Consider the following 22,906-nt stretch of genomic DNA (forward strand, 5'->3'; position numbering starts at 1 on the left):
TGGCAATTATTTTTTTGTTGGATTGATTATTGAATTAAAATCAACCACTTCAGGTTTAATAAGGGTCCCTTCACTTACCACTCCAACCCCTTCAATAAGAATTTTATCATTTATATTTAATCCGCTATCCACTACAAAAAATTTACCTCCAGGAATTGCACGAACCTCAATTGGGACGGCTTTCACTTTATTGTCTTTATCAACAACAAGGGCTATGCGTTTGTCTTGTAATTCTAATGAAGCATTTTGTGGGATTATAATAACATCTTTTAATTCTGTTGGTATTTGAATCGTTCCGCTTCCTCCAGAACGCAATAATTTGTCCCCATTTGAAAAACGTGCTCTTACGTTAAACGAACCTGTTTGAGAGTTTGCTTGTCCGCTAAAAGTTTCAATTTTTCCCTTTTGCTCATATTGCATGCCATTGCTCAAAATCAAATTTACGTTTTCCATTTTGTTGATTTTTTCTTGAAATGACTTTCCTTCTGCATTCATCATGATGTCTAATTGTTGTTTTTCATTTACTGAAAAATAAGCATAAATGGTACTAACATCTGAAATACGAGTTAATGGTTCTGTTGTTTGACTACTTACATAACTTCCAAGTCTTAAAGGTAACGTTCCGACAATTCCGTTAACTGGACTTTTTATGGTAGCATAGTTAATTGTTGCAACGATACTTTGATAGGTGCTTTTAGCACTAGCTAAATTTGCTTTGGCAGTCTCTAATTGAACATCACTGATTATGTTACGTTCTACTAATGGGATTAAACGATTTACTTCTACCTGAGCTGCGGTTACTTTTGCTTTTGCAGCAGCTGCTTCTTGGTTCGCTGTTTGTGTCTCTAATTTAAAAAGCAATTGCCCTTTTTTAACTTCTTGCCCTTCTGTTACATATATTTTTTCAATGTATCCATCCACTTTTGCACGAATATCAATATCTGTAATTCCTTCTAAAGTTGCAGGATATTCTGCTAGTAAAGTAGTATTAGATGTTCCAATTTCAATTACCTTATAAGGCATAACAGGAGGTGCTGCTTGAGTTGTTTCTTTTTTACAGGAGAGCAAACTTATTGATAACAAAATTGCGCTTATAAAATATTTCTTTTTCATAGGGGAATATTTACTAAATTTAATTGATTATTATTTTTTACTATTATTGATTTCTATTTCCTTAAATTTTTCGATCGTTTTGATCAAAAGTTCTTCAACTTCGCAAACATGGGCTTTATAGGCTTTTACATTTTCCATGTTACATTGTTCTTCTGTGCAAGAAATTGTTTGCTCTCTGTAAGTGATTAATTTGTCTATTATTTTTTTTTCAGAATCAAGTATTTTGATATAATTAGAAAGCCTTTCACTGAACGGAGAGGGCTTAAAATATTTTTTTCGATCACCTGATAAAGTATAATAATTTATTTTATCCATTTTTAGAAGTAGATTTAAGTTCGTAGAAATGGAGCTTTTACTGGCACCAAGTTTTTCAACTATTTCTTCGAAAGTTAATCCTGTTTTGCAACCATCTATTATTAGTAATGCAAGAATTCTTGAACCCAGTGGCGGTAAATTGTATAATAACTCAAAATGAATTCCAAACATCTCGATAAGTTGTTCTCTCTCTTTTTGTATAGCAGTCATGATTTTTTTTGCAAAAGTAAAGTTAGTTCATAATTTACCGAACTAAACGAACTTAAATTTATGTTAAATATTTTTTAACATATTATTACTTTCTGATTTGTTATTTGGGTTTGATGTTTTAGTTTAATATCTAAAGTTTAACAATCAATTAGTTATATTTAGGTTAAAAGTTATTTCGTGAAAAAAAAATGCTTAATATTGAAAAAGAGAACAATTACCCTATATTTATATTTTTTTAAACCAAATGAATTTAACTATGAAATCTAAAAACTTCAAGAATTCTTTTTTTATGATTGCCTTATTTTCTGCAACGGCAGCTATGGCACAACACAAATATGTGAATACTCCGCCGGAGGTTTCCCCAATGCCAATGAAACCCGAAATGACTGAAATTTGGGAACCGGAAGTGAAAGTAATCACGCCTGCTAAAACCCTTGGAAGTGCACCTTCGGATGCGATTATTTTATTTGACGGTAAAAACTTAGATCAATGGGTAAGTCAAAAAGATGTAAACAAACCTGCAGGTTGGAAAATTGTTGACAAAGACTATATGGAAGTCGTTCCAGGTTCCGGAGCCATTCAAACCAAAATGGCCTTTGGTGATTGTCAGTTACACTTGGAATGGAGCGCGCCGGATGTTGTTTTAGATGGAGGACAAGCAAGAGGAAACAGTGGTGTATTTTTCCAAAACAGATACGAATTACAAATATTAGATTCCTACAACAACAGAACGTATAATAATGGTCAGGCGGGAAGTATTTATAAAGATCATCCACCATTAGTAAACGCTGTAAAAACGCCATTAGAATGGAATGTTTACGATGTAATCTACACTGCTCCTCGATTCAAAGCTGATGGCAGAATTGATGCTCCGGCCAGAATCACTGTGTTTTTGAATGGTGTTTTAGTACAAAATAATACTACCATAAACGGGTTGACATTTTACATTGGTTTACATAATTATCCTTCGTCTCATGGCGATGATGTTATTTCGCTTCAAGATCATGATTCTAAAAATCAATTCAGAAATATTTGGATTAGAAAACTTTAAAAAAATATACCAATGGAGCGCTAAAAACGCTCCATTTTTTTGGCTCCAAAACAGAATCAGGAACGTTTCTGTTTTGAAATCTAATTTACTTATATTTGTTGACCTTAAAAACAAACTTAATAGTGAGTCAAATCAATAAGCTAAAAATATTCAATGATCCCATTTATGGGTTTATTACGATTCCAAATGCCTTAATCTACGATTTAGTTCAGCATCCTTATTTTCAACGTTTACGTCGAATTTCCCAAATGGGATTGTCGTATTTAGTATATCCGGGAGCAAATCATACCCGTTTTCATCATGCTTTAGGTTGTATGCATTTGATGCAAAAAGCAGTCGATGTATTGCGATTCAAAGGAGTTTCAATATCTCCGGAGGAAGAAAATGCGTTGTATATAGCTATTTTATTGCATGATATAGGTCATGGGCCTTTTTCACATGCTATGGAAAAAAGCATTGTTGAAGATGTACACCATGAAGAAATATCGCTATTATTTATGAACCAATTAAATGTGGAATTTAACGGTCAGTTAAGTTTGGCAATTCAGGTTTTTAAAGGGGAATATAATAGGAAATTCATGTTACAATTGATTTCCAGTCAATTGGATATGGATCGAATGGATTATCTGAAACGAGACAGTTTTTATTCGGGTGTGGCAGAAGGAAATGTCAATTCAGAGCGACTGATTCAAATGATGAATGTAGTGGATGATTTCTTGGTAATTGAAGAAAAAGGAATTTATTCTGTAGAGAAGTTTCTGATGTCAAGACGCTTAATGTATTGGCAGGCGTATTTGCACAAAACGAGTTTGGTAGCTGAGTTAATTTTGACGAAAGTATTAAAACGCGCCAAAGAATTAACGTTAAAAGGAACGCAACTTCCTTGTAGTGAACCGCTATTGTTTTTCATGCAAAACAAAGTCACTATAGCTACTTTTGATGCTGAAAATTTGGATTTATTTTCTCAATTAGATGATTTTGATATCATTAGTGCATTGAAATCTTGGCAAAAACAAGATGATTTTATATTGTCATCATTGAGTAAAATGATAGTTAATCGTGATTTATTAAAAATAAAATTAACCAGTGAAAAAGTTGATATTGAAGAGTTGCAACCTTTGAAAGAACGATTTGCGCAGGAGAATAATATTTCATTATCAGAGACTAATTATTTTATTTTTAAAGGGAAAATAAAAAACCAAGCCTATAGTAAAGAAGCCGAACCGATACGGATTTTGAAAAAAGACAGAACAATTGAGGACGTTATTGAATCTTCTGATCAGCTGAATTTAAAATCGTTATCTAAATCGGTGACCAAATATTATATATGTTTCCCAAAACAACTTGTATAAAATGAACATTTAAAATCTATTTTTTTATATTTTTGTCGCAATGAAATTTACAGCAGAACAAATAGCGGGAATATTAGATGGCGAAGTTGTGGGGAATCCTATGGCTGAAGTTTCTAGATTGTCAAAAATTGAAGAGGGTGCTGAGGGATCGCTTACTTTTTTGTCAAATCCTAAATACCAAAATTATATTTATTCTACAAAAGCCTCTGTTACAATTGTTAATAATACTTTTTCCTCTGACGCGCCTCTTAGTACCACATTAATAAAAGTGGAGGATGCTTATGCTTCATTTACTAAATTATTGGAATTTTATAATCAGGTTAAATTAAATAAAAGTGGAATCGAACAACCTTCATTTATTGCAGAAAATGTAAAATTTGGAGATAATTTATATTTGGGAAGTTTTAGTTACATAGGACAGCATGCAGTTTTAGGTGAAAATGTAAAAATTTACCCTAATTGTTTCATTGGTGATAATGTAGTAATAGGAAATAATGTGATATTATTTGCTGGCGCAAAAATTTATTCGGAGACTGTTATTGGAAATAATTGCACGATTCATTCTGGAGCTATTATAGGAGCTGATGGTTTTGGTTTTGCACCAAATCCGGATGGTACTTATACTAAAATTCCACAAATAGGAAATGTAATTATTGAAGATAATGTTGATATAGGATCGTGTACTACAATTGACAGGGCCACAATGGGTTCAACAATTATACGAAAAGGAGTGAAGCTAGACAATCAAATTCAGATTGCCCACAATGTCGAAATTGGTGAGAATACTGTAATTGCTGCTCAAACGGGAGTTGCAGGTTCTACAAAAATTGGTAAGAATGGGATGATTGGCGGCCAGGTAGGGATCTCAGGACATTTGACCATTGGTAATAATGTCCGTATTCAGGCTCAATCTGGTGTAGGCAGGAATATAAAAGATGACGAAGTCTTGCAGGGAAGTCCTGCATTTGGATACAATGATTTTAGTAAATCCTATGTTCATTTCAGGAATCTACCTAAAATTGTTGCAGAAATAGAAGAATTAAAAAAACAAATATCAAACCAAAAAAATGGAAAAAATGGTTAAACAGCAGACCATCAAAACAGAAATCTCACTAACTGGAGTTGGATTACACACAGGAAAAGAAGTTAAAATGACTTTTAAACCTGCTCCAGTAAATAATGGTTTTACTTTTGTTCGAGTAGATCTGGAAGGACAACCTGTTATTGAAGCTGATGCAAATTATGTTGTAAATACACAAAGAGGAACCAATTTAGAAAAACTAGGTGTAAAAATTCAAACACCAGAACATGTTTTAGCGGCATTAATTGGTTGCGATTTAGATAATGTTATCATTGAACTAAATGCTTCAGAGCTGCCTATAATGGATGGTTCTTCAAAATATTTTGTCGAAGCCCTTGAAAAAGCAGGTATTGAAGAGCAAAATGCCAAAAGAAATGTGTACGTGGTGAAAGAAGTTATTTCTTTTACTGATGAAGCAACTGGCAGTGAAATTTTAGTGATGCCAAGTGATCATTATTCAGTTACTGCAATGGTGGATTTTGGAACTAAAATTTTAGGAACCCAAAATGCTAACATGAAAAATATTTCAGAATTTAAAACTGAAATATCTGAATCCAGAACGTTCAGCTTTTTACATGAATTAGAATCATTGTTGGAAAACGGCTTAATAAAAGGAGGTGATTTAAATAATGCTATTGTATATGTTGATAAAGAAATATCAGCCGCCACAATGGAGAATTTAAAAGTTGCTTTTGGAAAAGAGGAGTTAACTGTTAAGCCTAACGGTATTTTAGATAATCTTACGTTGCATTATCCTAATGAAGCTGCGAGACATAAACTATTAGATGTCGTAGGTGATTTAGCTTTAATTGGAACAAGAATACAAGGTAAAGTGATTGCCAATAAGCCAGGTCATTTTGTAAATACTCAATTTGCAAAAAAAATGGCTAAAATTATAAAAATAGAACAAAGAAATTATGTTCCTGTTTATGATTTAAATCAAGAGCCTTTAATGGACATCCATAAAATTATGGCTGTTCTTCCTCATAGACCTCCATTTTTATTGATTGACAGAATCATCGAAATGTCTGAAAGTCATGTTGTAGGGATGAAAAATGTTACAATGAATGAAAATTTCTTTGTTGGGCATTTCCCGGAAGCTCCAGTTATGCCAGGTGTTTTAATTGTAGAGGCAATGGCACAAACAGGAGGGATTTTAGTATTAAGTACGGTTCCTGATCCTGAGAACTATTTGACTTTCTTCATGAAAATTGATAAGGTTAAATTCAAACATAAAGTACTCCCAGGTGATACTTTAATTTTTAAATGTGATTTAATAACGCCAATCAGAAGAGGTATTTGTCATATGCAAGCGAATGCTTATGCAAATGGTAAACTAGTTGCAGAAGCGGAGTTAATGGCTCAAATTGCAAAAAAACAATAAATTTAGATTTAAAACTGTATCATTCATTTGGAAAATAATGGGTTTATAGTTTTTTTGGTCTAATTAATATAAAAAATAAAAAAAGTAGATGAATCAACCACTAGCATATGTTCATCCTGGCGCAAAAATAGCCAAAAATGTTGTTATAGAGCCTTTTACTACGATTCACAATAATGTTATTATTGGAGATGGAACTTGGATAGGTTCAAATGTTACCATCATGGAAGGCGCAAGAATTGGAAAAAATTGTAATATATTCCCTGGTGCAGTAATCTCCGCAGTTCCACAAGATTTGAAATTTGGAGGGGAAGATTCTTTAGCGATAATTGGTGACAATTGTACGATTAGAGAATGTGTAACCATCAATAGAGGAACAATAGCATCTGGACAAACTACTTTAGGTAACAATTGCCTGGTAATGGCAACGGCGCACATAGCTCATGATTGTCATATCGGCGATAATGCAATTATAGTAAACGGTGTTGCTTTGGCTGGTCACGTTACTGTAGGTAATTTTGCAGTTATCGGAGGTTTGGCGGCAATTCATCAATTTATTAGCATAGGAGATCATGCAATGATATCTGGTGGTTCTTTAGTAAGAAAAGATGTTCCACCTTATACAAAAGCGGCTAAAGAACCTTTATCATATGTTGGGATTAATTCTGTTGGATTAAGAAGACGTGGTTTTACAACTGAAAAGATCAGAGAAATCCAGGATATCTATAGAATTCTGTATCAGAAAAATTATAATACCTCTCAGGCATTAGATATTATTGAAGCAGAGATGGAAGCAACAACGGAAAGAGATGAAATCATTGATTTTATCAGAAATTCGTCAAGAGGAATAATGAAAGGATATTCAGGAAACTACTAAAACTGTTTTCAGTTATTAAAAAATAAAAAATATTAATAAAAATAAACAATATAATGGCATCTACATCAGACATTAAAAACGGATTGTGTATTAAATACAACAATGATATTTACAAAATCATAGAATTTCTTCACGTAAAACCAGGTAAAGGGCCTGCTTTTGTTCGAACAAAACTAAGAAGTTTAACGAATGGAAAGGTATTGGATAATACTTTTTCTGCAGGACATAAAATTGAAGAAGTTAGAGTAGAAAACCATAAATTTCAATATTTATATCCAGAAGGTGATTTATTTCATTTTATGAACACGGAGACATTTGAACAAATTTCTTTGAATAAAAACATTTTGGATTCACCGGGATTATTAAAAGAAGGAGAAAATGTAATGGTAAGTATCAATACAGAGACTGATTTGCCACTTTCAGTAGATATGCCAGCTTCAGTAGTTCTGGAAGTTACTTATGCTGAGCCCGGAATTAAAGGGAATACTGCTACAAATGCTACAAAATCAGCAACTGTTGAAACTGGTGCAACTGTAAATGTCCCTTTGTTTATTAATGAAGGAGATAAAATTAAAATTGATACTGCATCAGGTTCTTACATGGAACGTGTAAAAGAGTAGATTACAATGTTCAGTATTCAGCTTACAAATGAGCTGAATACTGAATATTGAAACTGAACATTAAATTTATGAAATTCCAAAAAGTTTACACTTTAGAAGAAATTGCAAGTATCATCGACTGTGAATATGTTGGTGATAAAAATTTTCCAGTGACAGGAATGAATGAAATTCATGTTGTTGAATCCGGAGATATTGTTTTTGTGGATCATCCTAAGTATTATGATAAAGCATTAAACTCTGCAGCGACTATTGTTTTAATCAATAAAAATGTAGCTTGTCCGGATGGAAAAGCATTGTTGATTTCTGAAGATCCTTTTAGAGATTTTAATAAATTGACAAACTATTTCAAGCCGTTTCAATTTTCGAATGTTTCAATAGCTACTTCAGCTTTAATAGGTGAAAACACTATAATACAGCCTAATAGCTTTATTGGAAATCATGTTGTTATTGGAAAAAATTGTTTAATCCATTCTAATGTTTCGATTTATGATTATACTGTAATTGGTGATAATGTAATCATTCACGCTGGAACTATTCTTGGTGCTGATGCGTTTTACTATAAAAAGCGTCCTGAAGGATACGATCAATTGCTTTCTGGTGGAAGAGTGGTTATTAAAGACAATGTTGGAATAGGGGCTCTTTGCACCATTGACAAAGGAGTTACAGGTGATACTACTATTGGCGAAGGCACAAAAATTGACAATCAGGTACATGTTGGTCATGATACCGTGATTGGAAAAAAATGTTTGATAGCTTCACAAACCGGAATAGCAGGCTGCGTAATTATTGAAGATGAAGTTACAATTTGGGGACAAGTAGGAACTACCAGCGGAATTACAATAGGAGCGAAGGCAGTTATTCTTGGTCAAACAGGAGTTACAAAATCAGTAGAAGGAGGTAAATCTTACTTTGGTACACCAATCGAAGAATCAAGAGAAAAATTGAAACAACTTGCAAATATCAAAAAGATACCCGAAATTCTTAATAAACTAAAATAATTATGTCTGCTAAAGAAATCGTTCAGAAATTTTATAAATCTGATGCCCTAATTGATAGTGAAGTCATGAAAGATTTTTTGCATCCAGACATAATTGTTGAATGGAATAGCAGTAAAGGATTTATTCAGCATAATTATGAATCATTACTCAATTTAGCTAATGATTTAAGCAAAGCTTATGTTCGCTCTAAAGTTAGAATAAGCCATATTATTTCAGAAAAAGATTTAATTTCGGTACGTTACTCTCATTTTGTAAAAACAATAGAAAACCCACGAGAAGAAATGTTATTAGCACATTTTATAACAATTTGGCAAATAAAAGACAATAAATTGTTCAGGGGGTATCAAATGAGTCAATTATCCTAATATATTTTGACAAAAAAAGGCTTCAAAATAATTTACAAAACCTTACTTTTGCATCACAATTTTAAAAACTACATAAAATATATATCATGAGTGTTTTAGTTAATAAAGATTCCAAAATAATTGTTCAAGGATTTACAGGAAGCGAAGGAACTTTCCATGCTTCTCAAATGATTGAGTACGGTACTAACGTTGTTGGTGGTGTAACTCCAGGAAAAGGTGGGACAACTCATCTAGACAGACCCGTTTTTAATACTGTAAAAGATGCCGTAGAACAAGCAGGAGCTGATACTACTATCATTTTTGTACCGCCAGCTTTTGCTGCTGATGCAATTATGGAAGCTGCAGATGCAGGAATAAAAGTAATTATTGCAATTACTGAAGGAATTCCTGTTGCTGATATGATTAAAGCGAATAGTTATGTTAAGGAAAGAAATGCAAGATTAATAGGTCCTAACTGTCCAGGAATAATAACTCCAGGTGAAGCTAAAGTTGGAATTATGCCAGGTTTTGTTTTCAAAAAAGGAACTATTGGAATTGTTTCTAAATCTGGAACTTTAACTTACGAAGCAGCTGACCAAGTTGTAAAACAAGGATTAGGAATCACTACTGCAATCGGAATTGGTGGAGACCCAATCATTGGAACTACTACAAAAGAAGCAGTAGAATTGTTGATGAATGACCCAGAAACAGAATGTATCGTAATGATAGGTGAAATAGGTGGACAATTAGAAGCTGATGCTGCTCATTGGATCAAAGCTGATGGTAATCGTAAACCAGTAGTAGGATTCATTGCAGGAGTTACTGCTCCTCCAGGACGTACAATGGGACATGCAGGTGCTATTGTTGGTGGGTCTGACGATACTGCTGAAGCTAAAAAACAAATCATGAGAGAATGTGGAATTCACGTTGTTGATTCTCCAGCTGAAATTGGTAAAAAAGTAAAAGAAGTTTTAGGTTAATCTAAACTCTAATTAAATATTTTAAAAGCCTCACAATTTGTGGGGCTTTTTTATTATAAATTGAATTAAAGAAATATCTTTGCACTTTATTAAACGCATCTGTTTTTCAGATGTTATCCTAATAAAAACAAACATAAACGAATGGTTTCTAATGGGCCTCACGATTTTGTGGGGTATTTTTTTGTCGAAGCCAGTTCAAATAAAAATAAAATAATATGTACAAAGAGTTAAAAAAATTCAAAGTTAGCAATCAATTTTCATTTACTACAGATGATAGTTTAGAAGAAGTTTGTAATGCTTCAGAAGGATCTGGAGTGTTTTTAGTATATTCTGTAGGAGATGAAAAAGAGTTAATTATGGTTGGTTCTACTGGAACTGTTCAAAATAACGGAACTTTGAAAATTAAAAATGGTGGTCTTAAGGACAAAATTGTTGAAGGATACCAATTTGCAAAAACAGGAAGAAAATATTCTTGGCCAGCACAAATGAAAATCGAAGATATCAGCACACTAGAAGTGGTTTGGTATGAGACATTCAACGATAAAACTAAAGCAATACCAACATTCGTAGAAGGACAAGTTTTACAAAACTTCCTTGACGAAAATGGAAGATTGCCAAAATGGAATGTAGCTTTTTAAGAAGTTAGGTTTTAATTAAATATAAAATAAGGGCTCTCATTTCTAAAACACTGGAATTGAGAGCTTTTGTTTTATTTAAAATTTATTTAGTAAGAAAAATCTATTTATTATTTTTATATTTACATTAAAAAATAAATATAAATGAAAAAAATCTACTTTCTGTTTTTAACTTTTAGCTTATTTTCGATTTCGAATGCACAGAATATTACTATTCCAGATGCGAATTTTAAAGCTAAGCTTTTGGTGGCTAATACTATAAATTCTATTGCAACTAATAGTGGAGGAGATTCAATGATAGTTGATACCAATAGCGATGGAGAAATTCAAATAAGCGAAGCCTTAAACGTCTCCAATTTATACCTTAATAATTTCGAAATTTCAAATTTAACAGGTATTGAATTCTTTACAAATCTTATTATTTTACAATGTACTGATAATAAATTAACTAGTTTAGATGTTAGTAAATTGGTAAATCTAGACAGTTTGTTTTGCTCTACTAATCTAATGACAAATTTAAATGTTACGGGATTGAGTAGTTTAACTTCTTTGGGGTGTGATGAAAATCAGTTAACCAGTTTAAATCTTACGGGAGTAAACAATCTTTATGTATTAGGGTGTAATGACAATCAATTGACTGGGTTAGATTTAGCAGGTATAAGTAATTTAAATATTTTGCAATGCCAAAATAATCAAATTTCTACATTGGATTTGTCAAATCAAATAGCTAGTCTTACCTCTCTAGATTGTTACAATAATAATTTAACCAATTTGATCATTAACAATCTAAGTCAGTTATCATATTTGGAATGCTCAGATAATCAGTTGTCTGTGTTAGATTTGACTGGTTTAGACAATCTTATGTATTTATTTTGTTCTAATAATCAAATAACAAGTTTAAATGTATTAGGTTTAACTGAACTTGCTTATTTTAATTGCAATTCGAATAAAATTTCTTCTTTAGATTTGACAGGACTAAGTAATTTAATAGACTTAGATTGTGGGGGTAATCAATTATCAAGCATAGATGTAACAGTATTGCCTGAGCTTAAATATTTAGGATTTTGGAAAAATGAAATAAGTACTATTGATTTATCTAATTCAACAAATTTAGAAGAATTATACGCAGGTCATAATCCATTACTACCTTTAGATTATTCGAAAATACCAAATCTCCAAAAATTGTGGATTGGATATACACCGATTACTTCACTTGATTTAAGTACCTTAAAAAATCTTAATGGAATAAATGTTTCCAATTGCCCTAATTTAGAATTCATTAGTTTAAAAAACGGAATAATTGAAGATTTGACTTATTTAGAAGCTGATTTACCAAATATTCAGTTAGACGGCAGAAATTTTTATAACTGTCCGAAACTGCAATACATTTGTGGAGATGAAACTGAATTAGAAGCTATTTCTCAAAAAATTTCAGGCTATAATTATACTAATTGTGCAGTGGGTAGTTATTGTTCCTACAATTCAGGAGGCGTAAATTATACTATTCAAGGAAAGAACAGATTGGATGGTAATAATAATGGTTGTGACGTATCAGATATTGCTGCTGCAAATATTAAATTTACTATCTCTGATGGAACTACAACAGGAACTGTAATATCGGATGAAACTGGAAATTATACTCTAAAAGTTCAAGAAGGTACTTATACTATTACTCCAATATTAGAAAATTCAGACTATTTTACAATTTCACCAACCTCTGTAAATGTTACTTTCTCAACAGAAACGAATCCATTTATTCAGGATTTTTGTATCACACCAATTAATTCCCATAAAGATTTAGAGATTACTTTAATTCCATTAGAAGCAGCTAGACCAGGATTTGATGCAAAATATAAAATCATATATAAAAATAAAGGGACAAATATACAGTCTGGTTCAGTTAATCTAATGTTTAATGATGGCGTTTTAGATTTAATTACTGCAACACCTTCAGTTTCTAATCAATCTACAAATAATTTATCTTGGGATTTTACCAATTTAGCACCGTTTGAAACCAAAGAAATTGCTCTTACGCTGAACGTGAATACTCCTGCTGAAACACCAGCGGTAAATAATGGAGATATTTTAGGATATACAGCAATAATCAGTTCGTTAGAAACTGACGAAACGCCAATTGACAACACTTTTGTTTTTAATCAAACAGTTGTAGGTTCTTTTGATCCCAATGATAAAACTTGTTTGGAAGGAAATGTTATTACTCCAAGTTTGATAGGGGAATACGTGCATTACTTAATCCGTTTTGAAAATACAGGAAACTACCCAGCCCAAAATATTGTAGTGAAAGATTTGATTGATTTGACCAAATTTGATATTTCGACTTTAGTTCCAACAAAAGCCAGCCATTCCTACAGCACTAAAATTTCGGAAGGTAATAAAGTAGAATTTATCTTTGAAAACATCAATCTTCCTTTTGACAATGCAACAAATGACGGTTACATTGCATTCAAAATTAAAACCTTACCAACACTTGTAGTTGGAGATTCTTTTACAAATGAAGCTAATATTTATTTTGATTATAATTTTCCGATACTCACAAATAAAGCTACATCGACCTTTAAAATATTAGAGATATCTGATTTTGAGTTTTCTAATTATTTTAATGTATATCCAAATCCTGCAAATGAGGCCTTAAACATTGGAACAAAAAATGGTATTGATGTTCAATCGATTGGAGTTTATGATATTTTGGGCCAATTAGTAATTGTATTTCCAAATGCTCAAAGTATTTCCAAAATTGATGTTTCTAAATTAACAACTGGAAATTATTTTTTAAAAATGAAAACGAATAAAGGAGTTTCTATCGCGAAATTCATTAAAAAGTAAATTTTAAGTTTCCTTGACGAGAATGGAAGATTGCCAAAATGGAATGTAGCTTTTTAGTACATTTAAAAAATATATAATATAATATTTAAAAGCTTTACTTCGGTAAGGCTTTTTTTGTACTACAAATTTCATAAAACGTCTAAATAATCTATATTTGTACATCAAATTAATAAACATACTTATCATCATTATATGAAATTACTAGAAGGAAAAGTTGCCATAATTACAGGTGCAAGCCGCGGAATTGGAAAAGGAATTGCAGAAGTTTTTGCAAAACACGGTGCAAATGTTGCATTTACTTATAGTTCATCAGTAGAATCTGCTTTGGCATTGGAAAACGAATTGAATGCTCTTGGAATTAAAGCCAAAGGATATCAATCTAATGCAGCCGATTTTAATGAAGCGCAAACTTTTGTGGATGCAGTTTTGGCTGAATTTGGAACGGTTGATATTTTAATTAATAACGCTGGGATTACTAAAGACAACCTTTTGATGCGTATGTCCGAAGAAGATTTTGACAAAGTGATTGATGTCAATTTGAAATCGGTTTTTAATATGACCAAAGCAATTCAAAGAACTTTCTTGAAGCAACGTTCAGGATCTATTATTAATATGAGTAGCGTAGTAGGCGTGAAAGGGAATGCGGGTCAGACTAACTATGCTGCCTCTAAAGCTGGAGTTATTGGATTTACAAAATCAATAGCACTTGAGTTAGGTTCTCGTAATATTCGTTGTAACGCAATTGCACCCGGATTCATTGAAACGGAGATGACGGCAAAATTAAGTGATGATGTAGTGCAAGGTTGGAGAGACGGAATTCCTTTGAAACGTGGTGGTACAACTGAAGATGTTGCTAATGCGTGTCTTTTCTTTGCTTCTGACATGAGTGCATATGTAACTGGTCAAGTTATGAACGTTTGCGGTGGAATGCTTACCTAAAATAATTATAAATTATAAATGATGAATTTTAAATGATGGAAGAATTCAAAATTTAAAATAAAAAAAGAATGACAACAGCTACCGTTCTATTATTACTACTTTCTTTACTAATAGCTGGCAGTCTGTCATTTTACCTATATTTATACAAAGCCAAAAACAAATCTACAGTCAGTTTGTTTTTGGCTTTTTTACGTTTTATGTCCATTTTTGGAATATTATTGTTGTTAATTAATCCAATAACAACTAAAAATACGCTTGAAATTGTAAAAACTCCGTTGCCAATAGTTGTTGATAATTCCAGTTCCATTTCATTCCTGAATGCTAATGAAAAAGTAACCGAATTGTATAAAATTTTAATTTCTAATTCTGCTTTGCAAGATAAGTTTGATGTTCAATCGTATCAATTTGACAGTGAATTTCAACAATTAGAAAAATTTGATTTTAAAGGAATGCAAACCAATCTGGATGCGGTAGCCAAAAATCTAAAAAGCATTAATAAAAATTTAATTTTTCCAACCGTAATTATTACCGACGGAAACCAAACTTCGGGTAACGATTATGTTTATGTTTTTGATGAAGCTAATAAAGTATTTCCATTAATTGTAGGGGATACGACCACTTTTTTAGATTTTAAAATTAATCAACTGAATGTCAATAAATATGCTTTCCACAAAAATAAATTTCCAGTAGAAGTTTTTTTAAACTATTCAGGAACCAAAAATGTAACTGCTGATTTTGTTATTTCTCAAGGGAATTCGGTCTTTAGTAAACAATCAATTTCATTTTCACCATCTAAAAAAACGGCTGTTATCAATGTACTTATACCTGCTAATAAAGTAGGATTAAACATTTTTAAAGCTACTGTTTCATGTAAAGAAAAGGAAAAAAACACTTATAATAATGCCAAAAATTTTGCAGTAGAAGTGATTGAACAGAAAACGAATATCGCTATTTTTTCTGCTATAAATCATCCGGATATTGGTGCTTTGAAACGTGCAATAGAAACCAATGCACAACGTAAAGTAACATTAATTAAACCTAATGATATCAAATCATTACAAGAATATAGTATTTTAATTTTATACCAACCTACCACTGAATTTAAATCAGTTTTTAATGTTGCTAAATTGGCCGGAATCAACACATTCATTATTACCGGAAACAATACAGATTTCAATTTTTTGAATCAACAACAGAATAATTTATCTTTCAAAATGAGTGGTCAAAAAGAAGATTATTTAGTTGGATTTAATTCTCAATTTAATCTCTTTGCGATTGATAATATTGGTTTCGAAAATTTTCCTCCTTTGCAAAACCCTTTTGGAAATATAACTACAAATGGAAACGTTTCGGTATTGCTTTCTTCCAAAATAAGAAACATTGATACCAATTCACCTTTATTAGCTTTTACTGAAAATCAAGGCAAAAGAACGGCTTATTTTTTAGGGGAGAATAGTTGGAAATGGCGTTTACAAAGTCATATCGATAATCAGTCTTTTGAGAAGTTTGATGTCTTTATAGACAAGATTATCCAGTTTTTGGCTTCCAATAATTCAAAAAAAACATTAGTAGTTGAACACGAAAGTTTCTATAATTCAGGTGAAGCAATTGAAATTACAGCACAATATTTCAATAAAAACTATGAGTTTGATGAGAAAGCACGTTTATCTATTGCTTTAACTAATTCTAAAACCAAGCAAACTAAAAATTACGATTTATTAAAAAGCAATAATTCCTATAAAGTCAATCTAGATGGGTTTACTGCTGGAAATTATGATTTTTCGGTAAAAGAGTTGAATTCAAAAACTTCGTATTCCAGTCATTTTGAAATTCTGGATTTTGATATCGAAAAACAATTTGTTAACCCAGACGTAGAAAAATTGACACAATTAGCCTCGCAAACACAAGGAAAAGCCTATTTTCCGGATCAAATTAAGGTGTTAATAAAATCACTTTTGGATAATGAAGAATACAAAGCCGTTCAAAAGAATACTGTGACCAAAACACCTTTGATTGATTGGGTTTGGTTACTCGTTTTAATTTCGTTTTTTCTTTCAACTGAATGGTTTGTTAGAAAATATAACGGATTATTGTAAATTTAAATTCCATTTAATAAAAATATAAATTATGGATTTTAGATTAAAAGTATTTTTTACTGTCGCCAATAGATTAAGTTTTACTAAAGCCGCAACGGAATTATTCATTACGCAACCTGCCATTTCGAAGCATATTCAAGAGCTGGAAGAACAATATAGAATCAAACTTTTTGAAAGAAACGGTTCGAAAATTTCACTTACCAATGCCGGTGAAGTATTGCTTAAGCACACTAAAAATATATTTGAAGTCTATAGAGAAATTGATTTTGACATGAGCGCACTAATCAATCAACAAAAAGGATTACTTCGATTAGGAGCCAGCACAACGATTTCTCAATATATAATTCCGCCTCTTTTGGCCCGCTTTCATCAAAAATTGCAGGATATAAAAGTCAATCTGTTAAACGGAAATACGGAACAAATTGAAAAAGCATTACTGAATAAAGAAATTGAAATAGGAATAGTAGAAGGACAATCTAAAAATCAATCCATCAAATATACCGAATTTTTAAAAGACGAATTAGTTTTGGTTTGTAACAATAGTAATCCTTTGATAAATAAAGAACAAGTTACTTTAGAGGATTTGAAAGACCTGCGATTTGTAACTCGGGAACAGGGTTCTGGAACACTTGAAGTTATTGAACACGCGTTAAAACCTTTTGGAATTAATCTCTCGCAATTGAAAATTGAAATGCAGTTGGGAAGCCCGGAAAGTATAAAATCTTATTTAATGAATTCTGATTGTGTTGCTTTTATTTCCATCCATGCTATAGAAAAAGAGCTTAAAAATAATGAATTAGTTATTCTAGATATTGATAATTTTGTGATTGAACGCTTTTTTTATATCATTACTTTGCAAGGAAAAGTTGATGCGCTATCAGAATTATTTATAAAAAATATATCCAGTCATTATAATTTAAAGTTATAGCAGATTGTTTTTTGCGATTGGTTAATACAGATTAATCGATCCACCTTTGTGTAGTAATAATTCAATTACTTTACAATGGAACGAAATCAGAAAGCAATTCTAAAGCAAGCGCCCCTATTTTTTAAAATAAGTGCAATACAGCAGCAAATTATTTTTGTTGCACTGCTGTTTTTTTGCATGACCTCTGTTGTTTCACCACCAATCGCTTTATTGTTAGGACTTATTGTAGCGAATCTTTCCGGACATCCTTTTTTACATCTCAACCATAAAGCAACAAACATTCTATTGCAGGTTTCTGTTGTAGGTTTAGGTTTTGGAATGAATGTTAACAGTGCTTTATCGGCAGGTAAGGAAGGTTTTATATTTACCATCATATCTATATTTAGTACTCTAATTTTAGGAATATTTCTTGGAAAATGGCTAAAAATTGAAAAGAAAACGTCTCATCTTATTTCCTGTGGAACAGCAATTTGTGGAGGAAGTGCGATTGCTGCGATTGCCCCGGTAATTAAATCAGATGAAAAACAAACTTCTATAGCTTTAGGAGTGATATTTATTTTAAATTCGGTTGCTTTATTTTTATTTCCCGCTGTAGGACATTGGTTGGATTTATCACAAAAAGAGTTTGGGTTATGGTGTGCCATTGCCATTCATGACACAAGTTCCGTAGTTGGTGCAGCCAGTAAATTTGGACCTGAAGCATTGCAAATAGCCACAACTGTAAAATTAGCCCGAGCGCTATGGATTATTCCGGTAGCATTACTTACAGCTGTTGTTTTCAAAAATAAATCCAGTAGAATCAAAATCCCTTATTTTATTGGATTATTTATTTTGGCAATGGGAATGAATACGTATGTTCCGCAAACAGTTATTGTTGCCCCATATTTGGTTTCAATTGCTAAAATTGGACTTACATTAACTTTGTTTTTAATTGGAGCAGGATTGAACAGAAGCATATTGAAATCTATTGGAGTAAAACCATTGTTTCAAGGTCTTTTGCTTTGGATATTTATAGCAATTGCAACGTTACTAACTATTATCTATTTCAATTAGAAATGTTTATTTAAAATAGCATTAACGATGAAACTTTTTTCTCTTGATAGCAAAATAAGTGAGTCTCAAATAATCATAAAAAAGAGCAACAAAAAGAAATAAAGAAGCGATTAAAAGTGTCTTTAATTCAATTATCTGGTAAATCAAACCCCCTGAAACACAGCCAATAAAAAAGAAGGAAATGATTGAAAAGCGTAAATAAATACTCGTTTTTAATTTTGTTACTTCATCTGCTTTTTTGTAAAAAAACAGTTGTGACAATTCTATTCCTAAATCAGTAAAAAGGCCTGTTAAATGAGTTGTTCTGACGGTTGCCTGTGATATTTTTGTCACCAAAGAATTTTGAATCCCCATGGCAAAAAGCATGAAAAAAGCAATCATTTTACCTCCAAAAACGGAGATATCAGATTGAGTTCCAAAAATGGCAACCCCCGTCAAAACCAAAATCTCAAGAGAAATTGGAACAACATGAGACAAATCTGGATGTTTCAATGAGACTAATTCTGATAAAAAGTTAGAAGTAAAGGCGCCAATCAAGAAAAAGATTGTGAAAACAAAAAAAGTTATTGCTGCAGCATAATTGTTAAGCATCAATTCTTCTGCAAAATAAGCAAAGTGTCCCGTGACATTTGTAGTTAACGTTTTTACAGCCAAAACACCTGTAATATTAACAATACCAGCCACGAAAGATAGTAAGGTTGCTAAACGTAAATTGTGAATAAAAGTCCTGTTTTTTCCTTTGTGACGAAACATCTTTAATTAATTTTTTTAAATTAACATAATCTTAAATCAGATTTCATTGAATTATATTTAAAAAAAATACATTTGCAGTTCTAATAAATAAATATAATGAAAAATTTTAAAATTAGACCTACACTTATTGGGTTATCTACAATTGGAATTGCTTTTTTGCTGCTATCATGGGGAGTTGTTGGCCATGAGCGAATCAATAGAGCAGCGGTAATGGCACTTCCAAAACCATTACAAACTTTTTTCTACAATCATATCGATTTTATCACTCAGGAATCCACAGTTCCCGATTTAAGAAAATCTATTTTGAATGACAAAGCCGAAGGACCGCGTCATTATTTTGACATGGAGAATTTTGGAAGCGTTGACAGCTTTCCTAAAACAATGGAAACAGCAAAGAAAAAGTACGATGAAAAATTCTTGTCTAAAAATGGAACATTACCTTGGTACATTCAAGAAATGACGGGTAAATTAACTAAAGCTTTCAAAGAAAAAAGAAAAAACGAAATTCTATTTATTGCCGCAGAACTGGGGCATTACATAGGAGATGCACATATGCCTTTGCACACTTCTGACAATCACGATGGTCAAAATACGAACCAAAAAGGAATTCATTCTTTATGGGAAAGCCGTTTACCGGAATTATTTGTTAAAAACTATAAATTAAATACCGAAGAGGGAAAATATATTGAGAATATAGACCAAGCAACTTGGGATATTATTTTTGACACCCATAGTCTGGTAGTTCCTTTATTAGCAGCTGATAAAAAATTAAGAACTGCAACACCGGAAAACAAAATGTATGTTGTTGATGATGCAGGAAACATTGTAAAAAACAAATACAATGGCGTTTTATATTCAGATTATTATGCAACTAAATTTCACCAAGAATTGAATGGTATGGTTGAAAATCAAATGAAAAAAGCAATTACTGCTACAGCTAGTTTTTGGTATACCGCTTGGGTAAATGCTGGAAAACCAGATTTAAGTAATTTAGATACTGAAGCACTTACCAAACGCAATAAAAAAGGGTTAAAACAAGATTCCAAATTATTTAAAAAAGGAATACTTTTTGGTTTAGTAAACGATAAAGAATAATTTTTAAATCTAAAATAAAAACGGGTGAGATTGATATCTTACCCGTTTTTTTATGCTAATTAATTTTCTGATATTTCTTTTTCTTCAACATATCTGAAGCCGTCTGGTAATAGGAAATGGTTTGGTTTACTAAATCAGTTCTTTCTTTTATCAGCGGATTTTGGTCGTAATAAATTTGGAAATCAGGTGCTGTTTTTTGATCTTTTTTTAATGTCAATTGAAATTGTTTCACTTGTTGTTTAGGTGAAATAATAGTCAAAACATTATCTTTTATCAATCCTAAATCCTGATACGTTGCAATTAAAGCTCTTGGTTTATAGTCTGTTTTTAAGACGTCCTCACCATAGAATTTACTTTGATAATTGAAATTCAACAATCCAAATAACGTAGGCATAATATCGATTTGAGACATTAAATTTGTGTAATGCTTTGGCTGAACATAACCCGGACTGTAAATCATTGCCGGAATTCTGTATTTATCAACAGGTAGTTCTGTTTTTCCTGCACTGGAAGCACAATGATCTGCGAGAATCACAAAAACAGTATTAGCAAACCAAGGTTGTTTGCTCGCCATTTCGAAAAATTTCTTCATAGCAAAATCTGTATATTTCACGCCACCATCACGAGATTTAGCATCTCCAGGAATATCAATTTTATTATTCGGATAAGTGAAAGGTCTGTGATTGCTAACCGTCATAATATGGTTAAAAAATGGTTTATTTTCTGTTGCTTCCCCATTCATTATTTTGATAGCTTTATTGTACATATCCTCGTCACAAACGCCCCATACATTCGAAAAAGTAATTTCTTCAGGAGTGAATGTTTTTTTATCCACAATTCCATAACCGTTTCCAGTATAGAAATTTTCCATATTATCAAAAAAAGCATCTCCACCATAAAGGTATTTTACAGTATATCCTTTCTTTTTGAAGATATTTCCAGTCGAAAATTTATTTTTATTATCTTCTCTTTTTACCACGCTTTCACCAGCAGTGGGAGGGAAACACAAAGTAACAGCTTCAAGACCACGAACAGTTCGATTGCCAACTGCGTAAAGATTCGTAAACAACAGACTTTTGGATGATAAACTATCCAAAAATGGCGTAAGATTTTGATCGTTTCCGTATATTTTCATAAAATCCGCACTATAACTTTCGATGGTTATTAAGACAACATTTTTATGGTTTTCGGCAGCTTCGCTTTGGATTTTTCTTAAAGAATTTTCTCCTGAAATTGCAGGAATTTGTTCCTGCAATAAGGCGTAAGCTTCTTTTTCAGGAAGTGTTTTATAGAATTTGAAATAGTCTAATTCACTATTTTTAAATGCCAAATAGAACTTGTATATTCCATTGGATTCTAATTCATTGGTAAAAATATTCTGAGAATTTTCTTGAGCAGATAAAAATGGTATTGATACTAAGGATAGACCAAAAAGAATAAGATAAATTCCAGAAAGCTGTATTTTTTGTACAAATGTTGGAATGCTTTCAATATAAGTTTTTGAACGTTTTACAATCAAATACGTTATTAAACCTGCTACAATAAACAATATTATAAATATTGGAATTACAGGATACGATTGCATGATATTGCCGATTACTTCATTGGTATAAACCAAATAATTTACGGCTATGAAGTTGTATTTTACACCAAATTCGTTCCAAAAAAAGTATTCACTAATTCCATTTTGCAAAATCAGAACGACATACAAGAAAATAACAAATGAGAACAACCACAATCTAATTTGGCTTCGGTATTTTGGCAGAAAAAGTAATAATCCAAATAAGATTGTTTTTATGGCTATAAAAGCAATTCCAATTGTTGGTAAAGCGCCTCCATACTCATTAAGAATGGTAGAGCCAAATGATACATATAACAACAAGGTAACTAATAAACCAAAAAAGATATAGCCATACGGTTTTAAGTATTTTGAATCGGATATAAAAATAAGGTACAACCATAAAAAACCACTAACCAATATAAAAATGAAAAAATCAGATAGCAATCCAAAGCCAAATATTTTAATAACATCCGTAAAAAAAAATGAGCTTTGAGTAATGGGATGAAATAATAAAACTATTCTTAAAATTATGCTTATTGTAATATAAAAAAGCATAAGATTATAAAACGGCGATATTTTTTTCAAAGTACTCATAATTAAATATTTATATACAAATGTAAGATATGTTTAGGTAGTTAATTTTAAGATTTGCTTAATGTTTTTAATTAAATTAATATTCG

20 protein-coding genes are annotated in these 22,906 nt (G+C 31.6%); 16 read left to right on the top strand and 4 right to left on the bottom strand.

Annotated elements, in window-relative coordinates; genetic code table 11:
• Positions 1–6 precede the first annotated feature (6 nt).
• Positions 7–1,113: an efflux RND transporter periplasmic adaptor subunit gene (locus tag ACM55F_RS14960; protein ID WP_416854623.1), complete on the bottom strand. Its 1,107-nt coding sequence runs from the start codon at positions 1,111–1,113 to the stop codon at positions 7–9.
• 30 nt (positions 1,114–1,143) lie between these two features.
• On the bottom strand, positions 1,144–1,638 hold the full coding sequence (locus ACM55F_RS14965) for a GbsR/MarR family transcriptional regulator (RefSeq protein ID WP_416854624.1): 495 nt from the start codon (positions 1,636–1,638) through the stop codon (positions 1,144–1,146).
• A gap of 256 nt (positions 1,639–1,894) precedes the next feature.
• Here ACM55F_RS14965 and ACM55F_RS14970 point away from each other — a divergent pair, with 256 nt between their 5' ends.
• The 15 genes from ACM55F_RS14970 (at position 1,895) to ACM55F_RS15040 (ending at position 18,817) form a co-directional block, all read left to right on the top strand.
• Positions 1,895–2,689, top strand: coding sequence for a 3-keto-disaccharide hydrolase (locus ACM55F_RS14970; protein ID WP_416854625.1), 795 nt, complete (start codon positions 1,895–1,897; stop codon positions 2,687–2,689).
• A gap of 122 nt (positions 2,690–2,811) precedes the next feature.
• Positions 2,812–4,041, top strand: coding sequence for an HD domain-containing protein (locus ACM55F_RS14975; RefSeq protein WP_416854626.1), 1,230 nt, complete (start codon positions 2,812–2,814; stop codon positions 4,039–4,041).
• Positions 4,042–4,081: 40 nt separating this feature from the next.
• On the top strand, positions 4,082–5,125 hold the full coding sequence (lpxD, locus tag ACM55F_RS14980) for a UDP-3-O-(3-hydroxymyristoyl)glucosamine N-acyltransferase (RefSeq protein ID WP_416854627.1): 1,044 nt from the start codon (positions 4,082–4,084) through the stop codon (positions 5,123–5,125).
• Positions 5,118–6,506 (top strand): bifunctional UDP-3-O-[3-hydroxymyristoyl] N-acetylglucosamine deacetylase/3-hydroxyacyl-ACP dehydratase, encoded by a 1,389-nt coding sequence (locus ACM55F_RS14985; protein WP_416844559.1) that lies wholly within the window; start codon positions 5,118–5,120, stop codon positions 6,504–6,506. Before lpxD ends, ACM55F_RS14985 begins: the two co-directional genes overlap by 8 nt.
• 88 nt (positions 6,507–6,594) lie before the next feature.
• Positions 6,595–7,380 carry an acyl-ACP--UDP-N-acetylglucosamine O-acyltransferase gene (gene lpxA / locus ACM55F_RS14990; protein ID WP_143388917.1) on the top strand — a complete coding sequence of 262 codons (786 nt, stop codon included), beginning with the start codon at positions 6,595–6,597 and terminating at the stop codon, positions 7,378–7,380.
• Positions 7,381–7,433: 53 nt separating this feature from the next.
• Positions 7,434–8,000, top strand: a complete 567-nt coding sequence (gene efp / locus ACM55F_RS14995) for an elongation factor P (protein WP_416854628.1) — start codon at positions 7,434–7,436, stop codon at positions 7,998–8,000.
• Between the two features lie 68 nt (positions 8,001–8,068).
• A complete protein-coding gene (locus tag ACM55F_RS15000; RefSeq protein ID WP_416854629.1) occupies positions 8,069–8,998 on the top strand; it encodes a UDP-3-O-(3-hydroxymyristoyl)glucosamine N-acyltransferase in 930 nt (309 codons plus the stop codon).
• A 2-nt stretch (positions 8,999–9,000) separates the two neighbouring features.
• Positions 9,001–9,363, top strand: coding sequence for a nuclear transport factor 2-like protein (locus ACM55F_RS15005; RefSeq protein WP_416850943.1), 363 nt, complete (start codon positions 9,001–9,003; stop codon positions 9,361–9,363).
• 86 nt (positions 9,364–9,449) lie between these two features.
• On the top strand, positions 9,450–10,322 hold the full coding sequence (sucD, locus tag ACM55F_RS15010; RefSeq protein ID WP_114754538.1) for a succinate--CoA ligase subunit alpha: 873 nt from the start codon (positions 9,450–9,452) through the stop codon (positions 10,320–10,322).
• Positions 10,323–10,537: 215 nt separating this feature from the next.
• Positions 10,538–10,960 carry a hypothetical protein gene (locus ACM55F_RS15015; protein WP_416854630.1) on the top strand — a complete coding sequence of 141 codons (423 nt, stop codon included), beginning with the start codon at positions 10,538–10,540 and terminating at the stop codon, positions 10,958–10,960.
• A 141-nt stretch (positions 10,961–11,101) separates the two neighbouring features.
• On the top strand, positions 11,102–13,801 hold the full coding sequence (locus ACM55F_RS15020; RefSeq protein ID WP_416854631.1) for a DUF7619 domain-containing protein: 2,700 nt from the start codon (positions 11,102–11,104) through the stop codon (positions 13,799–13,801).
• Between the two features lie 192 nt (positions 13,802–13,993).
• Entirely contained in the window at positions 13,994–14,740 is a 747-nt protein-coding gene (fabG, locus tag ACM55F_RS15025; RefSeq protein ID WP_416854632.1) for a 3-oxoacyl-[acyl-carrier-protein] reductase, read from the top strand.
• Between the two features lie 68 nt (positions 14,741–14,808).
• A complete protein-coding gene (locus ACM55F_RS15030; protein ID WP_416854633.1) occupies positions 14,809–16,836 on the top strand; it encodes a hypothetical protein in 2,028 nt (675 codons plus the stop codon).
• Between the two features lie 31 nt (positions 16,837–16,867).
• Positions 16,868–17,764, top strand: coding sequence for a LysR family transcriptional regulator (locus tag ACM55F_RS15035; RefSeq protein ID WP_416854634.1), 897 nt, complete (start codon positions 16,868–16,870; stop codon positions 17,762–17,764).
• Between the two features lie 75 nt (positions 17,765–17,839).
• Entirely contained in the window at positions 17,840–18,817 is a 978-nt protein-coding gene (locus ACM55F_RS15040) for a YeiH family protein (protein ID WP_416854635.1), read from the top strand.
• Between the two features lie 21 nt (positions 18,818–18,838).
• On the opposite strand, the gene ACM55F_RS15045 is transcribed toward ACM55F_RS15040, so the two are convergent.
• Positions 18,839–19,570 carry a YoaK family protein gene (locus tag ACM55F_RS15045; protein ID WP_416854636.1) on the bottom strand — a complete coding sequence of 244 codons (732 nt, stop codon included), beginning with the start codon at positions 19,568–19,570 and terminating at the stop codon, positions 18,839–18,841.
• Positions 19,571–19,666: 96 nt separating this feature from the next.
• On the opposite strand from ACM55F_RS15045, the gene ACM55F_RS15050 reads away from it, so the two are divergent.
• Complete coding sequence (locus ACM55F_RS15050; protein WP_416854637.1) at positions 19,667–20,665, top strand: zinc dependent phospholipase C family protein; 999 nt, start codon at positions 19,667–19,669, stop codon at positions 20,663–20,665.
• Positions 20,666–20,720: 55 nt separating this feature from the next.
• Here the strand turns inward: ACM55F_RS15050 and ACM55F_RS15055 are convergent, their stop codons facing one another.
• Positions 20,721–22,820: an LTA synthase family protein gene (locus tag ACM55F_RS15055; RefSeq protein WP_416854638.1), complete on the bottom strand. Its 2,100-nt coding sequence runs from the start codon at positions 22,818–22,820 to the stop codon at positions 20,721–20,723.
• Positions 22,821–22,906: the final 86 nt, after the last annotated feature.

The organism is Flavobacterium melibiosi, from assembly GCF_048158545.1.
Taxonomy (GTDB): Bacteria; Bacteroidota; Bacteroidia; order Flavobacteriales; family Flavobacteriaceae; genus Flavobacterium; species Flavobacterium melibiosi.

Excerpts from the sequence above, each read along its gene's own strand:
- ACM55F_RS14960 (WP_416854623.1), bottom strand. The coding sequence starts at position 1,113 with ATGAAAAAGAAATATTTTATAAGCGCAATTTTGTTATCAATAAGTTTG.
- ACM55F_RS14965 (WP_416854624.1), bottom strand. The coding sequence starts at position 1,638 with ATGACTGCTATACAAAAAGAGAGAGAACAACTTATCGAGATGTTTGGA.
- ACM55F_RS14970 (WP_416854625.1), top strand. The coding sequence starts at position 1,895 with ATGAAATCTAAAAACTTCAAGAATTCTTTTTTTATGATTGCCTTATTT.
- lpxD (WP_416854627.1), top strand. The coding sequence starts at position 4,082 with ATGAAATTTACAGCAGAACAAATAGCGGGAATATTAGATGGCGAAGTT.
- ACM55F_RS14985 (WP_416844559.1), top strand. The coding sequence starts at position 5,118 with ATGGTTAAACAGCAGACCATCAAAACAGAAATCTCACTAACTGGAGTT.
- lpxA (WP_143388917.1), top strand. The coding sequence starts at position 6,595 with ATGAATCAACCACTAGCATATGTTCATCCTGGCGCAAAAATAGCCAAA.
- efp (WP_416854628.1), top strand. The coding sequence starts at position 7,434 with ATGGCATCTACATCAGACATTAAAAACGGATTGTGTATTAAATACAAC.
- ACM55F_RS15000 (WP_416854629.1), top strand. The coding sequence starts at position 8,069 with ATGAAATTCCAAAAAGTTTACACTTTAGAAGAAATTGCAAGTATCATC.
- ACM55F_RS15005 (WP_416850943.1), top strand. The coding sequence starts at position 9,001 with ATGTCTGCTAAAGAAATCGTTCAGAAATTTTATAAATCTGATGCCCTA.
- sucD (WP_114754538.1), top strand. The coding sequence starts at position 9,450 with ATGAGTGTTTTAGTTAATAAAGATTCCAAAATAATTGTTCAAGGATTT.
- ACM55F_RS15015 (WP_416854630.1), top strand. The coding sequence starts at position 10,538 with ATGTACAAAGAGTTAAAAAAATTCAAAGTTAGCAATCAATTTTCATTT.
- ACM55F_RS15020 (WP_416854631.1), top strand. The coding sequence starts at position 11,102 with ATGAAAAAAATCTACTTTCTGTTTTTAACTTTTAGCTTATTTTCGATT.
- fabG (WP_416854632.1), top strand. The coding sequence starts at position 13,994 with ATGAAATTACTAGAAGGAAAAGTTGCCATAATTACAGGTGCAAGCCGC.
- ACM55F_RS15030 (WP_416854633.1), top strand. The coding sequence starts at position 14,809 with ATGACAACAGCTACCGTTCTATTATTACTACTTTCTTTACTAATAGCT.
- ACM55F_RS15035 (WP_416854634.1), top strand. The coding sequence starts at position 16,868 with ATGGATTTTAGATTAAAAGTATTTTTTACTGTCGCCAATAGATTAAGT.
- ACM55F_RS15040 (WP_416854635.1), top strand. The coding sequence starts at position 17,840 with ATGGAACGAAATCAGAAAGCAATTCTAAAGCAAGCGCCCCTATTTTTT.
- ACM55F_RS15045 (WP_416854636.1), bottom strand. The coding sequence starts at position 19,570 with ATGTTTCGTCACAAAGGAAAAAACAGGACTTTTATTCACAATTTACGT.
- ACM55F_RS15050 (WP_416854637.1), top strand. The coding sequence starts at position 19,667 with ATGAAAAATTTTAAAATTAGACCTACACTTATTGGGTTATCTACAATT.
- ACM55F_RS15055 (WP_416854638.1), bottom strand. The coding sequence starts at position 22,820 with ATGAGTACTTTGAAAAAAATATCGCCGTTTTATAATCTTATGCTTTTT.